Origin of the sequence: Nocardiopsis tropica (assembly GCF_042660575.1) — a bacterium.
Taxonomy (GTDB): Bacteria; Actinomycetota; Actinomycetes; order Streptosporangiales; family Streptosporangiaceae; genus Nocardiopsis; species Nocardiopsis tropica.
The window spans coordinates 82072-97591 of record NZ_JBHSUF010000026.1 but is presented as its reverse complement, the minus strand read 5'-3'; the positions used below and the strand labels follow the sequence as shown (position 1 = coordinate 97591).

Annotated in this window: 14 protein-coding genes; 5 read left to right on the top strand and 9 right to left on the bottom strand. The window is 73.8% G+C overall.

Annotated features, from left to right (window positions below; all coding sequences use genetic code 11):
* Positions 1-268 precede the first annotated feature (268 nt).
* The 6 genes from ACFQBR_RS30370 to acs all read right to left on the bottom strand — a co-directional run bounded on the left by ACFQBR_RS30370 (position 269) and on the right by acs (position 8169).
* Positions 269-751 carry a SixA phosphatase family protein gene (locus ACFQBR_RS30370; RefSeq protein ID WP_344179094.1) on the bottom strand — a complete coding sequence of 161 codons (483 nt, stop codon included), beginning with the start codon at positions 749-751 and terminating at the stop codon, positions 269-271.
* Positions 752-961: 210 nt separating this feature from the next.
* Entirely contained in the window at positions 962-3421 is a 2460-nt protein-coding gene (locus tag ACFQBR_RS30365; RefSeq protein ID WP_344179092.1) for a sodium-translocating pyrophosphatase, read from the bottom strand.
* A gap of 545 nt (positions 3422-3966) precedes the next feature.
* Positions 3967-4488 carry a DUF309 domain-containing protein gene (locus tag ACFQBR_RS30360; protein ID WP_344179090.1) on the bottom strand — a complete coding sequence of 174 codons (522 nt, stop codon included), beginning with the start codon at positions 4486-4488 and terminating at the stop codon, positions 3967-3969.
* 7 nt (positions 4489-4495) lie between these two features.
* Complete coding sequence (locus ACFQBR_RS30355) at positions 4496-5437, bottom strand: alpha/beta fold hydrolase (RefSeq protein WP_344179088.1); 942 nt, start codon at positions 5435-5437, stop codon at positions 4496-4498.
* A gap of 9 nt (positions 5438-5446) precedes the next feature.
* Entirely contained in the window at positions 5447-5944 is a 498-nt protein-coding gene (locus ACFQBR_RS30350; RefSeq protein WP_267947475.1) for a phage holin family protein, read from the bottom strand.
* Between the two features lie 254 nt (positions 5945-6198).
* Positions 6199-8169, bottom strand: a complete 1971-nt coding sequence (acs, locus tag ACFQBR_RS30345) for an acetate--CoA ligase (RefSeq protein ID WP_267947474.1) — start codon at positions 8167-8169, stop codon at positions 6199-6201.
* A gap of 208 nt (positions 8170-8377) precedes the next feature.
* Here acs and ACFQBR_RS30340 point away from each other — a divergent pair, with 208 nt between their 5' ends.
* The 5 genes from ACFQBR_RS30340 to ACFQBR_RS30320 all read left to right on the top strand — a co-directional run bounded on the left by ACFQBR_RS30340 (position 8378) and on the right by ACFQBR_RS30320 (position 13917).
* Positions 8378-9190: a Fic family protein gene (locus tag ACFQBR_RS30340; RefSeq protein ID WP_267947473.1), complete on the top strand. Its 813-nt coding sequence runs from the start codon at positions 8378-8380 to the stop codon at positions 9188-9190.
* Between the two features lie 932 nt (positions 9191-10122).
* Entirely contained in the window at positions 10123-11250 is a 1128-nt protein-coding gene (ssd, locus tag ACFQBR_RS30335; protein WP_344179084.1) for a septum site-determining protein Ssd, read from the top strand.
* Positions 11247-12401, top strand: a complete 1155-nt coding sequence (locus ACFQBR_RS30330; protein ID WP_267947471.1) for a TadA family conjugal transfer-associated ATPase — start codon at positions 11247-11249, stop codon at positions 12399-12401. The genes ssd and ACFQBR_RS30330 overlap by 4 nt, the downstream gene beginning before the upstream one ends.
* The gene (locus tag ACFQBR_RS30325) at positions 12386-13072 is read left to right on the top strand and encodes a type II secretion system F family protein (protein WP_344179081.1); all 687 of its coding nucleotides are present in this window, start codon (positions 12386-12388) and stop codon (positions 13070-13072) included. The genes ACFQBR_RS30330 and ACFQBR_RS30325 overlap by 16 nt, the downstream gene beginning before the upstream one ends.
* A gap of 122 nt (positions 13073-13194) precedes the next feature.
* The gene (locus ACFQBR_RS30320) at positions 13195-13917 is read left to right on the top strand and encodes a type II secretion system F family protein (protein ID WP_344179078.1); all 723 of its coding nucleotides are present in this window, start codon (positions 13195-13197) and stop codon (positions 13915-13917) included.
* Positions 13918-14089: 172 nt separating this feature from the next.
* Here the strand turns inward: ACFQBR_RS30320 and ACFQBR_RS30315 are convergent, their stop codons facing one another.
* The 3 genes from ACFQBR_RS30315 to ACFQBR_RS30305 form a co-directional block, all read right to left on the bottom strand.
* Positions 14090-14527 (bottom strand): hypothetical protein, encoded by a 438-nt coding sequence (locus ACFQBR_RS30315; protein WP_344179076.1) that lies wholly within the window; start codon positions 14525-14527, stop codon positions 14090-14092.
* 160 nt (positions 14528-14687) lie between these two features.
* Positions 14688-15158 carry a hypothetical protein gene (locus tag ACFQBR_RS30310; RefSeq protein WP_344179073.1) on the bottom strand — a complete coding sequence of 157 codons (471 nt, stop codon included), beginning with the start codon at positions 15156-15158 and terminating at the stop codon, positions 14688-14690.
* Positions 15155-15517 (bottom strand): Rv3654c family TadE-like protein, encoded by a 363-nt coding sequence (locus ACFQBR_RS30305; protein ID WP_267947467.1) that lies wholly within the window; start codon positions 15515-15517, stop codon positions 15155-15157. The genes ACFQBR_RS30310 and ACFQBR_RS30305 overlap by 4 nt, the downstream gene beginning before the upstream one ends.
* Positions 15518-15520 lie beyond the last annotated feature (3 nt).

The following is a 15520-nucleotide window of genomic DNA, read 5'->3' as shown; positions in this document are numbered from 1 at the left end:
CCCGTTTGCTTCGTCTGCTTTTGTCCGAATGGACTGGGCTTTTGAAGCGACTCCCTGAGTTTACATGGCCCGAACAGTGCTCGAACCGCGAGGCTCGAAAGTTCGTTCTGGTGAAAACCGGGGTTCCGGCACGGCCGCGAGTGCGTCCGTTTCGCCGGAGGGGAGTGCCGCCGCTCCTCGTGGCCTTGGGCCGGTCGGAGGCGACTCGGAGAACATTACCCTCGGACGAGGGGGCTGGCAACCTGACGGGGGCGTGTCCTGGGTCACATCAGTTGAGCAGGATGCCCGCGCCCGTTCCGGGCGCCGCGTAGAGCCACTCGACCTCCAGGTCCACGGCCGCGATCGTGCCGGGAGCGTAGGACACGAGGGCCTCGTTCCCCGCGAAGCCGGCGGCCACCTGGGCCACGGTGGGGTTGTGCGCCACGACCAGCAGGGTGCGCACTCCGGCGTCGACCCGGTTCACGAGTTCCAGGAGCGTGTCCACACCGGCCGAGTACGCCTCCTCCGAGTAGTCGACCTCGGGCCGGGGCCCCGGCTCCATCGCGCCGAGGACGCCGTCCAGGGTCTGCCTGGTGCGCCTGGCGCCGGAGCAGATGACATGGTCCGGCGCGTATCCCCGCCGGGAGAGCATCCGCCCGACCGCGTCCGCCTGAGCCCTGCCCAGATCGGTCAGGCCCCGCTCGTAGTCGGCGCCGTGCCCGTTCTCCGCCTCCGCGTGCCGCATCAGCAGCAGTGTGCGCGCCCCGCTCACGGCATCAGGCTGGTCGCGACGACGGCGAGAACGCCGATGAACCCCACCATGACCGCCAGGATGGCGAGCAGGCCCTTCAGCCCTGACATCACAGAACCCCTTTTCTGCCTCGTCCGCGCGGGCAGCACACCCGCGGAACCAGGTTAGGCGCCCTCCCGCACACGGCGGCGGCCGCCCGGGTTCCCGGGCGGCCGCCATCTGGGGATCGCGCTACTTGCCGTCTCCGGCGTGCGCCTCCTCCCTGCGGTCGGACTCCTTCTGGTCCGTCCCCTCGTCCTGTGCGGCTCCCTCCGTCGCCGGGGTCCCCTCTCCCGGAGCCGAGGCGCCGCCGCCCCCGGCCTCGGGGGCGTCCTTGGGGGCGGACTGCCCGCCCAGCTCCGCGAGCTGCGTCTCGGTCCCGGAGCCGCGGCTCTTGGACCAGAGGATCGCGCCGACGAGCACGCCCACGGCGAGCACGGTCACCACGGTCCGGAGGACCACATTGTCCGCGTAGATCACCACGCTGGGCGCCACGATCAGCGCGACGAGGTTCATGACCTTGAGCAGGGGGTTGATGGCCGGCCCCGCGGTGTCCTTGAACGGGTCGCCGACGGTGTCCCCGATGATCGTGGCCTCGTGGGCGGCCGAGCCCTTGCCGCCGTGGTGGCCGTCCTCGACGAGCTTCTTGGCGTTGTCCCAGGCCCCGCCGGAGTTGGACAGGAAGACGGCCATGAGCACGCCCGCGGCGATGGCGCCGCCGAGGAACGCGCCCAGGGGGGCGTAGCCGAAGGCGAACCCGACCGCGATCGGCGCCAGGACCGCGAGGAGGCCCGGGGTGACCAGTTCGCGCAGGGAGTCCTTGGTGCAGATGTCGACCACCCGCGCGTACTCCGGCAGCTCGGTGCCGTCCATGATCCCGGGGCGCGTGCGGAACTGGTCGCGCACCTCCATGACGACGCGGCCGGCGGCGCGGCCGACCGCCATGATGGCCAGGCCGGAGAAGAAGAACACCACGCTGGCGCCGATGATGACGCCGACGAGCACGTCCGGCTGGTCGATGGAGAGCGAGAACGCCTGCTCGCCTTCGCCGAGCTGCTCCTGGACGGAGGTGCGGAAGGCGCCGAACAGGGCGGTGGCGGCCAGCACGGCCGTCGCGATGGCGATGCCCTTGGTGATCGCCTTGGTCGTGTTGCCGACGGCGTCGAGCCCGGTGAGGATCTCGGCGCCCCTTCCCTCCACGTCGCCGGACATCTCGGCTATGCCCTGGGCGTTGTCGGAGACCGGGCCGAAGGTGTCCATCGCGACGATGATGCCGACGGTGGTGAGGAGCCCGGTGCCGGCGAGGGCGACGGCGAACAGGCTCAGCGTGATGGAGCCGCCGCCGAGGAGGAACGCCGCGTACACGGCCCCGGCGATGAGCAGGGCGGAGTAGACGGCGGACTCCAGGCCGACGGAGATGCCGGAGAGGATGACGGTGGCCGCGCCGGTCTCGGAGCTCGCGCCGATGTCCCGGACGGGGCGCTTGTCGGTCTCGGTGAAGTAGCCGGTGAGCAGCTGGATGGCCGCGGCGAGCACCAGGCCGATGAGGACCGCGGCGATCGCGACGAACCTCGGGTCGGGGGCGGTGCCCGCGGCCTCGATCTCGGCGAGGACCTGCGGACTGACCCCGGACAGCTCCTCGAAGCTGCCGGGCAGGTACCAGAGGGAGGTGCCGACGACGAGCAGGGCGGAGATGCCCGCGGAGATGAAGAAGCCGCGGTTGATCGCGGTCATCGCCGACCGGTCCCGCGCTCGGGGGGCGACCAGGAAGATGCCGATGATCGCCGTGATGACGCCGATCATGGGGACGAGGAGCGGGAACACCAGGCCCTCGGTGCCGAACGCCACCCGGCCGAGGATCAGCGAGGCGACGAGCACGACGGCGTAGGACTCGAAGAGGTCGGCGGCCATGCCGGCGCAGTCGCCGACGTTGTCGCCCACGTTGTCGGCGATGGTGGCGGCGTTGCGGGGGTCGTCCTCGGGGATGCCCTGCTCGACCTTGCCGACGAGGTCGGCGCCGACGTCGGCGGCCTTGGTGAAGATCCCGCCGCCGACACGCATGAACATGGCCAGGAGGGCGGCGCCGAAGCCGAAGCCCTCCAGGACGATGGGGGCGTCGCCCCGGTAGAGCACGACGACGAGGGCCGCGCCGAACAGGCCGAGGCCGACGGTGATCATGCCGGCCACGCCGCCGGTACGGAAGGCGATCCGCATGGCCCTGTGGTTGGACGCCTCGTCGCCGCCGCGGGCCGCCGCCGCGACCCGTACGTTGCCGCGCACGGCCAGCCACATGCCGATGAAGCCGGTGGCGGACGACAGCACGGCGCCCAGGGCGAAGAAGACCGACCGGCCGATCCGGATGTCCCACGAGTCGGCGGGCAGCAGGAGGAGCAGCAGCGGGATGACGACGACGAAGACCGCGAGGGTGCGGAACTGTCGTGTCAGGTACGCGCTCGCGCCCTCCTGCACTGCGAGCGCGATGTTGCGCATCCGCTCGGTGCCCTGTTCCGCGGCGAGGACCTCACGTACCAGCATCCCCGCGACGGCGAGGGCCAGAAGTGCCACCACCATGACGATGATGACGAGTGTGAAGTCGGTGCCTGCCAGCGATAGGGCCGTGCCGCTTGGCGCGGCGAGGTTGAGCCCAGACAATCCGTCCTCCTTGAGACGGGCACGACCTTTTCGGCCCCGTCCATGGGAAACGCGGGGGAACGGTTCGCCGCGTGGACGCCGGACCAGCGCGCCGCCGTGGACGTACCGCCGTCCGGAAGGAGCCTGAGCTGGCCCGACAGCACGCTTGGCGGGGTCGAAGCGGTGCCACCTTTGGTTGTGGTGCACACCGTCCGCGCTGCTCGCTCACGGGCGGTGATCCGGGGATTCTACGCACGATCCCGAATAAAGGTGAGTGTCGTTTCGGGATTTCCCCAAGACAAACCAAAGATGTGATCTTACGGTGATCCCAGAAGCGGGATAATTTTCCTTATCAGGGATTTTCAGCTTGGATAACATCGCATAATGCATTAATGCTATGTTAACGCTAAAACACACATAAAGGAATGAAACGGGAAGCAGCCTCATCAGCCACACTGGTTATCCCCAGCCACGAGAGAACACGGTTCTCCCTCGGAGGGCCTCCGTGCCGTCGTGCGCCGTCCGGGTCGGCGCGGTCCCGACCCGCAGCCCCCGGCGCCGCCCGCCTACTCCCCGAGCAGGCGCATCCCCGCCGGGTCGATCGCGTCGCCCCGCTCCGCCCGGCCGGCGTCCAGGTCGTCCGCCAGCCCCCGGGCGAAGGCCGCCACGCCGGCCGTGTCCACCCCGTGCGGGGCGTCCGGACCGAACCCCTCCACCCGGTCCGCGCCCCGCCTCAGCAGGCGCGCGGCGCCGACGCCGTTCCCGCGCTGGGCGTGGGTGACGCCCACGGCCACCTGGGCGAGGCCCCGCCACAGCTCCCTCTCGGGCTCGGGCGAGGACTTCCACACGGCTTCGAGAACCTCGTGTGCGGTGAAGGCGTACCCTCCGTCGAGCAGCCGCTGGGCCTCCGACAGGCCTTCGGCCGCGGAGAACACGGCGTCGTCGGGCACCCGGTCGACCTCGCCCGCGCTCCCGTGCGGCAGCGGCCGCCCGTAGCGGTCGCGGGGACGCTGGTTCTGCGCGCGCCCGGTCTCGTCGCGGTCCCGGCCGGACCTGTCCCGGCCCTCCGACGCGGATTCCGTCGCCATCACTGCCTCACCGCCGTTCCCCGTCGCCCTTCCGGGCTCCGTCGACCTGTCCGCCGCCGAGCCGCCCCAGCCACCCCACGAGCTCGCGGGAGACCTCCTCCGGGCGTTCCTCGTGCGGGAAGTGTCCCGCACCCGGGATCTGCGCCCAGCGGTGGGCCCCCGCGACGGCGCGACGGGAGGCGCGGGCCGCCTCGGGGGGGCACACCGGGTCGAGCTCGCCGTGGAGCTGGAGGACGGGGACGCGGACGGGCGACCGCATGCGCGCGTTGTAGCGGAGCCCGTCCGGGCGCCACCGCGAGCGGAAGATCCAGCGGTGGTACTCCAGGGAGCAGTGGGAGACCTTCGGGATGGCGAAGGCCTGCCGGTAGGCCTCCTCGGCCTCGGCGCCGGGCCAACCGGGGGCCGACCACTCGCGCAGGAGGTCGCCCACGCGGACGCACCCGTCGGCCAGGAGCCTGTGCTCCGGAAGGATCGGCACCTGCGCCCGGAGCATGTGCCGGACACCGGGTCCGCCCGAGGCGACGATCCGCGCGGTGCGCAACGGGTGCGGGGCGGAGACCGCCGCCAGGGCGCGTACCGCGCCGGGGTGGTAGGCCGTCATCGTCCAGCCGACGAGCCCGCCCACCCCGTGTCCCACCACCGCGGCGTCCTCGTACCCCAGGGCCCGCACCAGGCCGGCGGCGTCCTGGGCGAGGGTCACGAGGTCGTAGCCGCGGGGGGTCTTGTCACTGGCCCCGTAGCCGCGCATGTCGACGGCGACGGCGCGGAACCCGGCCTCGGCGAGCGGTCCCAGCTGGTGCCGCCACGCCCACCAGAACTGGGGGAAGCCGTGCAGGAGGAGCACGAGGGGGCCCTCACCGGCCTCCGCCACGTGGAAGCGCGCGCCCGCGGCCTTGACGGTCCGGTGCGTCCACGGGCCGGCGAGGTAGGCGGCGGAGTCGTCCAACACCGTGTGCGGCTAGCGCGGCGCCGCCGCGGTGGCCCCGGCCGTGTCGGCGCCCCCGGCGGTGTCGAGGTCGTCACCGGTCCTGGGCGGCCGGATCTCGCCGCGCAGGATGCCGGCGAGGCGGGAGGTGGTCAGCGCGGTGCGCTGGAGGCCCTGGCGCTTGCGGAAGTTGACGAGGCCGTACAGCCCGAAGACCACCGCGAGGAGCAGGTAGAACAGCGTGACGATGCCGAGGCACGCCCAGGCCGGGAGCGCGAACAGCTCGTAGAGCGCGAAGGCGATGGTCACCGAGAGCAGGATGACGAAGATGTGGGCCAGGACCGCGACGACCGCGAACCCGGCGACGCCCTTGCCGATCCTGGCCGCGTCGGCCTTGGCCTCCAGCTTGGCGAGCTGGATCTCCAGCCGCACCAGCCGGGAGAGGTTGTCGGTGGCGTCGGAGACCAGCGCGCCGATGGAACGGTCGGTGCCGGCGGCGTCGGGCTCGCCGGTACCCGGCTTGTCCACCATCGTGGGGGTTCCCTTCTCTCGGTCCGAACACGCGGATGATCCTCCGCATCCTCGCACATGCCCCGCCACCCATGTCCCTCACGGCACGCACAACGGCAGAGGTCCGTTTCGTCACGGGGGTGAGTGCGCGCCCGGCCGCGCCGCCGGGCAGTGCGACCGGAAGGCGGCGGCGCCCCGGCCCTCGTCCGGGCCGGGGCGCCGCGTCCGCCGGAGCGCCTCGCCGCAGGTCCTGTGACGGGCCTGCGGCACGTGTCCTAGTCGTCCCCGCGGGCGGACGGCAGCTGCTTGGCGATCACGTCCATGATGGAGGAGTCGGTCAGCGTCGAGGTGTCGCCGACCGCCCGCTCCTCGGCGATGTCGCGCAGGAGCCGCCGCATGATCTTGCCGGAGCGCGTCTTGGGCAGCTCCGGCACCGCCAGGAGCCGGGCGGGCTTGGCGATCGGGCCGAGCGAGGTGCCGACGTGGTTGCGGAGTTCCTTGACCAGCTCCTCCGGAACCTCCTCGCCCCCGTCGCGGAGGATCACGAAGCCCACGATCGCCTGGCCGGTGACCTTGTCCGCGGCGCCGACGACGGCGGCCTCGGCCACCCTCGGGTGGGAGACGAGCGCCGACTCGACCTCGGTGGTGGAGATGTTGTGGCCGGAGACGAGCATGACGTCGTCCACGCGGCCCAGCAGCCACAGGTCGCCGTCCTCGTCCTTCTTCGCACCGTCGCCGGGGAAGTACAGGCCCTCGAAGCGCGACCAGTAGGTGTCCTCGTAGCGCTGGGGGTCGCCCCAGATGCCGCGGAGCATCGCCGGCCACGGCTCACGGATGACGATGAAGCCGCCGTCACCGTCGGGAACGGACCGGCCCGCCTCGTCCACCACGTCGGCCACGATGCCGGGAAGGGCGCGCATGGCCGCGCCGGGCTTGCCGGAGGTCACGCCGGGCAGGGGGCTGACCATGATGGCGCCGGTCTCGGTCTGCCACCAGGTGTCCACGACCGGGGTGCGGTTGCCCCCGATGTTCTCCCGGTACCAGATGTAGGCCTCGGGGTTGATGGGCTCGCCCACCGAGCCGATGACGCGCAGGCTGGACAGGTCGAATTCGGCGGGGATGTCGTCGCCCCACTTCATGAAGGTGCGGATCGCCGTGGGCGCCATGTAGGCGATGGTGACCCCGTACTTCTGGATGATCTCCCAGAAGCGGCCCCGGTGCGGCGTGTCGGGGGTGCCCTCGTACAGCACGGTGGTCGCGGCGTTGGCGAGCGGCCCGTACACGATGTAGGAGTGGCCGGTCACCCACCCGATGTCGGCGGCGCACCAGTAGACGTCGGTCTCGGCCTTGAGGTCGAACACCGCCCAGTGGGTGTAGGCCGCCTGGGTGAGGTAGCCGCCCGTGGTGTGGAGGATGCCCTTCGGCTTCGCCGTGGTGCCGCTGGTGTACATGATGTACAGCGGGTCCTCGGCGTCGTGCGCCTCCGGGGTGTGCTCGGTGCTCTGGGACTCCACGGCGTCGTGCCACCACACGTCGCGGTCGGTCCACTCGACGTCCTGGCCGGTGCGGCGGACGACGAGGACGTTCTCCACGGCGGGCCGGTCGGCGACCGCGGCGTCCACGGCGGGCTTGAGGGCGCTGGCCTTGCCGCGCCGGTAGCCGCCGTCCGCGGTCACGACCAGCTTGGCCCTGCTGTCGTCCAGCCGCTGGCCGAGCGCGTCCACGGAGAAGCCGCCGAAGACGACCATGTGGACGGCCCCGATGCGGGCGCAGGCGAGCATCGCGACGACGGTCTCGGGGATCATCGGCATGTAGATGGCGACGCGGTCGCCCTTGCCGACCCCGAGGCCGGTCATCGCGTTGGCCGCCTGGGAGACCATGTCCTTCAGCTCCGCGTAGGTGATGCTGCGGGTGTCGCCCGGCTCGCCCTCCCAGTGGTAGGCGACCCGCTCGCCCAGCCCGTTGGCGACATGGCGGTCCACGCAGTTGACGGAGGCGTTGAGCTTGCCCCCGACGAACCACTTGGCGTAGGGCGGGTCCCAGTCCAGGACGGTGTCCCAGGGGTGTTCCCACTGCAACCGGCGGGCCTGCTCCTCCCAGAAGCCGAGGCGGTCCTCGGCGGCCCGCTCGTAGGCCTCGGCCTTCACGTTGGCCTCGGCCGCGAGTTCGGGCGGCGGGGGGAAGCTGCGCGTCTCGTGGAGAAGGTTGGACAGTGTCTCCTGGCTCGGGGGAGTGCTGTCGGCCACTGTGATTCTCCTTACGTCGACTGGTTCACACCCAATTAATCATGCGGTCCATACCGCGTGAACAGCCGGGGTGCAGCGCGTCGCCGGGGACCGGCGGGCGAGCGGCGAACGGCCGGTGAACGGTCGCCGGTCAGCGACGAGCGGTCGGTGCGCTCCTACCCGCCGGGGAGGGGGCGGCCGGTGTTACCGGCGCGTAGTGTTGTTCTCCGTGAGCGAATCGACTTCTGCCTCCCCTTCCGACCCCCTGGCCCGCGTCGCGGCCCTGCCCGGTGTGAGCGACGCGGTCGCCGAGACGCGGACCCTGGTCGACCGGCTGCTGGGGCACCGCATCCTGCGACGTCGCAGCAGCGACGTGTCCATGGAGTCCGCACTGCGCGGCGCGTGCGCGTCGGCGGCACTGGAGGGCGCCGAGGTCTCGATGGAGGAGATCCGCGAGGGGCACGTGTACGACACGCGCATCAAGGGGGCCCTGCGGGTGTCCGGCGAACTGGGGTCCCTCGTCGACACCTGGCCGAAGGCGCCGCGCCAGGCCCTCGCCCGTCTGCACACGCTCGCCGCGACCGAGGCGGTCTCCGAGGACGCCCTGGGGCGGCCCCGGCTGGCGGGGGAGCGCGTCGAGGACCCGCTCTCACTCGGTCCCGCCCCCGCGCCGGAGGCGGCGCTCGCCCGGCTGGAGGGCCTGTACGCGCTTCTGGGCGCGCGCACGTCCGTCCCGGCCCTGGTGACGTCGGCGCTGGTCCACGGCGAACTGATGGCGATCCGGCCGTTCGGGTGGGGCGACGGCCTGGTGGCGCGCGCGGCCGAGCGGCTGACCCTGGTCGAACGGGGCCTGGACCCGAAGTCGCTGGTGCCGTCCGAGCTGGGCCACCAGACCCTGCGGGACGAGTACGGACCGGCCCTGCGCGGCTACATGGGCGGCACCCCCGAGGGCGTCGCGGAATGGGTCGTCTACTGCTGCCGGGCGGTGCGGGCGGGGGCCCAGGACTCACTGGCGACCTGCGAGGCCCTCAAACGCGGGTGAGCCCCCGAAAAGGTTGAATCGTCGACCATTCCTTTATCGACCAACAGTGACACAATCGTTGTTGGCCACGGGCGACACGGCCGGGCGCGCATTTCCGCGGGTCGCCCGGCGCGTCCGGACGAGCACGTGGAACGGCGCCCCGCGTGACTCTCGGGGCGCCGTCTGCGACACGTTCCACCGGGTTAGCAAGCGACCATTTCCATAGTCTGGCCAGGCAGTACATCCGGTTGTCCGACCTAGACGGGCCACACGCGGCCGGGTGGTGCGTGGGTTCCCGGGTGCCGTGTCGGGGTGGTTCTCAGCCACCGTCTGCTTTCTTTGTACGCCCGCCACCCCTCTGGGAAAAGGTGGTTGACCCGACTTTTCCGCCTGGATTCCCGAACCAATACGCGGCACCGCGTGGTAGCGTCTGTTCCGTCGTCGACCAGGGGTTCCGCCGTACCGGAAGAACCCCGCCGCGAAACCCGCCCCGGTTCCCCGGTGCCCGGTTTCCGGGAGGCGCCGACGACAAAGGTCTTTCGGCGGTCGTGGGAGCACGTCTCTCCACAGGCCCTTCCGGAGGACGGGCCCGGTCCTCCCCCCAGGGCCGGAACTCGCGTGGCGGCCTTCGCTCCCCCTGCGGAGGCGGACCCCGCGCCCGCTCCTCACCGCCTGCCGGGCGGGCATGCGTATTCGCCCCCGTGTACGCACCCCGCCCGCCAGGTGGGCCTCCTCCGCCCCGCCGTGGCACCCCCGCACGCCCCGCTCGGGGCTTCTGCGCTCCGCGCCCCGACGACGTCGCACGCCGCCGTCGGCTCCCCCGCATCGCCCCGCTCGGGGCTTCTGCGCTCCGCGCGCCGCCGACGGCGTTGTCCACAGCTCCGGACCGGGGCTTCTCACGAGCGCTCCGGTCGGGGAGGGTCGAAGAAAGACCCCACCCCCCGGAGAGTCCGATGGACACCCGTCCCCTGCCGCTGATCGCGACCGCCGACCCCCTCCTCCTCGACGACCTGCTCAGGCTGGCCACCGCCGCCGCCACCGAGGTCGCCGTCGCCCGCACCCCCGACCGGGCGCTGAGCCTGTGGCGGCACGCCCCGCTCGTGGTGGTGGGCGCCGAGCTGCGCGCCTCCCTGCGCACCGCCGACCCTCCCCCGGGGCGCCACGTGTTCGTGTCGCGCACCGACGGGGGCGAGGACCCGCACGGCCGGGAGGGCCGCCCGTACGGTCAGGACCCGGTCCACGGAGGCGCAACGGCCACCGAAGGACCCGGCACGCTCCTCCTGCCCAGGGACGAGCCCGTGCTGGTGGACCTCCTCACCCGGGCGGCGTCGCCCACCTCCGCCCCGGCCCCCACCGTGTCGGTGATCGGAGGGCGCGGCGGAGCCGGTACCAGCCTCCTCGCGGTCGCCCTCGCCCTCGCGGGCGCCCGCGCCGACCGGGACACCGCCCTCCTCGACGCCGACCCCCTCGGATGCGGATCCGACCTCTACCTCGGCTGCGACGGCGCCCCGCCGCGCACGCCCGAGCGGCGCACCGGCTGGGGCGACCTCGTCCGGCGCCGCGGCCGCGTCCGCTGGCAGGACCTGCGGGCGGGGCTGCCCGGCACGCCCGGGGTCTCGGTGCTGACCTGGTCCCGCGAGCCGGGACCCGCCGCCCCTCTGCCCGTCGGCGCGGCCCGCTCCGCCCTGTCCAGCGCGCGGGACGGCGCCGACCTGGTGGTGGCCGACCTGCCGCGCTCGTTCGACCCCGCCACCGTCGTGTTCCTCAACCGCTCCGACCTCGTGCTCGTCGTGGTCCCGGCCGACGTGCCCTCGGTCGTGGCGGCGACCCGGGTGGTCTCCCGGCTGCGGGAGGAGGCCGCGGCCGTCCGGGTCGTGGTGCGCGGTGCCCGCGGCGACCTGAGCGCCGACGTGGTGGCGTCCACCCTCGGCCTCGACCTCGGCGCGGACCTGCCGCAGGAACCCAGGCTCGACCGGATCCTGGCGGCCGGAGACGTCCCCGCGCGCCACCCCAGGTCCCCCCTGGCCCGGTTCGCCGACCTCGTGGTGGCGTCCCTCCCGTTCCCGGAGCCCGTCCCGTGAGCCCGCTCGTGGAGGCGGTGCGCAACCGCCTCGTGGCTTCCGGGGCGCCGGTGAGCCCGGCCAACGTCGCGGCGGCACTGAGGGCCGAAGGCGGCCTGCTGGGCGACACCGAGGTGCTGTCCATGACCCGGCGGCTGGCGGCCGACCTGTCCGGGGCGGGGCCGCTGGAGGAGCTCATGTCCTCCTCCGGGGTCACCGACATCCTCGTCAACGGGCCCGACGAGGTGTGGGTGGACGACGGCGGCGGCCTGCGGCGGGCCGGGGTGCGGTTCGAGTCGGCGGACGCGGTCCGACGGCTGGCCCAGCGGCTGGCCGCGCAGGCGGGTCGGCGGCTGGACGCCGCCGTCCCCTACGTGGACGCCAGGCTCCCGAGCGGTGCCCGCCTGCACGCGGTGCTGCCCCCGGTGTCCCCCGCCGGAGCCTGCGTGTCCCTGCGCCTGCCGCCCCGGCGGGTGTTCTCCCTGGAGCGCCTCACCGAACACGGCACTGTCACCGGTCGCGGCGCGGCCCTGCTGCGGGCGCTCGTGGCGTCCCGTGCGGCCTTCCTCGTGAGCGGCGGAACGGGTACCGGCAAGACCACGCTGCTGTCGAGCCTCCTGTCCCTCGTGGACCCGGGTGAGCGCCTCGTGCTCGCCGAGGACTCCCCCGAGCTCCGCCCCGACCACCCGCACGTGGTGCGGCTCCAGACCCGCCCGGCCAACATCGAGGGGAGCGGAGAGGTGTCCCTGGAGGTCCTGGTGCGGCAGGCCCTGCGGATGCGGCCCGACCGGCTGGTGGTGGGCGAGGCGCGCGGGCCGGAGATCGTGTCCCTGCTGGGAGCCCTCAACACCGGTCACGAAGGCGGCGCCGGCACCCTCCACGCCAACGGCGCCGGGGACGTCCCCGCCCGGGTGGAGGCGCTCGGCTGCGGTGCCGGGCTCGACCGGGCCGCGGTGCACAGCCAGCTGGCCGCCACCAGGGTCATGGTCGTGCACCTGGTCCGGGACGCCGGAACCCGTCGCCTCGCCGAACTCCGGGTGCTGCGCCGCGACCCGGCCGGGCTCGTGCACGCGGTGCCCGCGGTGTCGTTCGGCCGGGACGGCTCCTGCCGGGAGCACCCCGGGGCCGAGGAGGTGGCGGCCCGGCTGGGCGACGGGTGGCGACAGCGGTGACCGCGCTGGCGGTGTGCGCGGCGTGCGCGGGGCTCCTGGTCCTGCTGTTCGCGGTCCCGGCGCCTCAGCGCATCCGCCTGGGCGCCGTACTGGACCGACCGCGGCGCCCTGTGCGCGGGGAGGGCCCGCGGTCCCTGGTGCCCCGTCCCGGGAAGGCCTCCGAACGCCGGCGGTCCGTGGTCGTGCTGTGCCGGGTCCTGGCCGCCGAACTGCGTGCCGGGCAGCCCCCGCAGGAGGCGCTGCGGATCGCCGCCGCCGAGGCCGGACCGCTGGTGGGCGCGGTGGACGACGCGGAGTCGCTGCGCCGCGAGGCCGCCCGTGATCCGGACCTGCGCGCGCTGGCCTACCTGGCCGTGTGCTGGGAGGTGGCGGCCGACACCGGCGCCGGGCCGGCCGAGGTGGTCGACGCGCTGGCCGCCAACCTCACCGAACAGGAGGAGCAGCGGGCCGAGGCGGAGGCGCGGACGAGCGGTCCGCGCACGACCGCGATCGTCCTGACGTGCCTCCCGGTGGCCGGGGTGCTGATGTCCTCCGGCCTCGGCGGGTCGCCGTTGGAGTTCCTGTTCACGACGCCGCTGGGGGTGGCCTGCCTGGTGTGCGGCGTGTTCCTCGACCTCCTGGGTTTCTGGTGGGCGCTGCGCATGCTGCGCTCCGCGACAGCTCCACCGTGACCGGGCGCGGAGAGGGGGAGGACGACCGCGACCGCCGGGGGCGGAGGCGGTGTGGGGGCCGGCTGAGGGGCGGGGCGGCCACGGCCCCGTACGGGAAACGGTGTGGAAGGGGAGTGGACGTGATGACGGTGGTGACCGCGGCACTGTTCGGCGCCGCCGCCGCGTGGGTGGCGACGGGCCGGGGAGGCGCCCCGGGGACACGGCTGGCGGGCGCCGGGCCGGAGGGCGGGCCGCCCCTCCGTACCGGTCTGCCTCTGCGGGCCCTGGCCCTGACGCTGGCGGGCGTGCTCGCGGTGGCCGCGTCGGCCACCCTGTTCGGCCCGGTCGGCGGCGTCGTCGCGGTCGGGGGGTGCGCCGTGCTGTGGGTGCGGGCCCGCCGTGCCGGGGAACGACCCGACCGGCTCCCGGTGACCTCCGATCTGCCCGTGGTGATCGGGCTCATCTCCTCGGGGATCCGAGCCGGGGCGACCCTGCCCGTCTGCCTCACGGCGGTCTCCGGGGCGGCGGGCGGAAGGCTGGGCGGGGAGCTGTCAGCGGTCGCCGAGCAGCTGCGGCTGGGGGCCGATCCGGCGTCGGCCTGGAGCCGCTCCTCCCTTCCCGCCCCGCTGGCCGCGGCGGGAAGGGACCTGGCCCGGGCCGCCGACACCGGCTCGCCGGTCGCCGACCTCCTGGACCGCCACGTGGTCGACCTGCGGCGGGCCCTGCGCACCCGCGCGACAGCGCGGGTGGAGCGGTTGGGGGTGCTGGTGGTCGCGCCGCTGGGCCTGTGCTTCCTTCCCGCCTTCGTGCTGATCGGCATCGTCCCGATGGCCGCCGAGCTGCTCTCCCGGGCACTGGGGGGCTGACTCTCCCCCGAGCGCGCTGCCGCCCCGGCAGGAAGCCCTCCCGGAAGCCCGGGGCGGACCACCGGGACCGCGCGTCCGAGGACGGCGGCCGCGCCGGACCCCGCTCGGGTCACCCGTCCCGGCCCCTCGTCCGGCGCCCCGCCGGGCCCCGTGAGGGTCCGCGGTCCCCACCTCAGGCCTCGTCCTCGCAGAGGCCGTCGATGACGTCGTCCAGGACGGACGCGCGGTCGGCCGTGGACATCAGCCGGAGTTCGCGGAGCGCGGGCACGGTGTCCACACTGCTCCCCCGTGCTCCCGCGACCGTGCACACCCTCATGCAGTGCTGGGTGGGCTCCCGCCAGAAGTCCCGTTCGTCGACGGGCGCGAGGCGGTACACCGTGGCCGGGTACCGGGGGGGTCGGCCGGGCACACGCCACTGCTGCACACGCGCGAGCACGAAACCGGTGAGCAGCGAGTCGAAGACGCCCTCCGAGGCCAGGTCGGCCAGCGCCTCCCGGTCGCCCTCCCCGCGGCACTCCTCGCACCCGGCAAGCTCGGCCCGCAGGAGCCAGCGGGCGCGCGCGTGGCCCACCTCGGAGTTCTTGAGCCTGCTCGGGTGTCGGTGTCCCATACACCGGAGGGTACGAGGGTTCCGCACCCGCTGTGCGGGGGGTGTGCGCAGGTCGTCCGGACGGGGGCGGCGGTGCGGGGCACACGCCCGGGCGGGACCCGACCCCAGGACCCGTCCGCGGGGTCCCGCCCGGGGCCGACCCGGACGGGACCCCGCGGTGTCAGTACTCCTCCCGGTCGAAGCGCCGCTGGCCGAGGTACGGGGTGGGGAAGCGGGGCCAGCCGACGGACAGGCGCATCGCCAGCACCGCGATGCCCAGCAGAACCAGGACCACGGTGGAGGTGTGTCCCACGGCACGCGCGAAGGTCGCGGCGGGGGGTGCGGCCTCCGCCGTGTAGTGGACGACGGGTTCGTGCACGGGCGGCGGAGCGGCCGCCGCCCGGCGGGCGGAACCGACCGAGGCCTCCGCCGGGCGGGCCCCGGCGGCGGGCGAGGGCGTGGGGCTCGCCGATGGGGAGGCGCAGGGGTCGGGGTCCTCGGCACCGCCGTCGCGCACGGCGGGTTCGGCGGGTTCGGCGGGTTCGGCGGGTTCGGCGGAGGCCGCGCAGGGCGGAGGGACGTGGTCGTCGGACTGGGGAGGAGCTCCCAGCAGGAGGGCGCACAGCAGTACGGAGACGGGGGCGGGGCTCATTCCACTTCCTCGCTGGAGACGGCTTCGTGGACCGGCCCGGCGCGGGCGCGCGCCAGGACGTCGCGGTCCGCCAGTGACGACGGGACCGAGACCACCACCTCTGCGGTGGAGCCGGTGATGACGCAGGATTCGAGGGAGGCCTCGTTGGCCTCTGCGGTGTCCCGGGCCTCCGCGCAGGCTCGTTCCGTGCCGTGGACGAGTCGGGCGGCGGCCGCGAGTGCGGCGAGATCGGCGGCGGTGGTGGCGCGGTCCCGGTCGAGTCGTGCCGCCGCCGTCACGAGGACGGCGAGGGTGACGAACCAGAGCAGGGCCCCCAGGCTCGCCCACCAGACGGTGGCTGAGCCGGAGTCGGAGTGCACGTG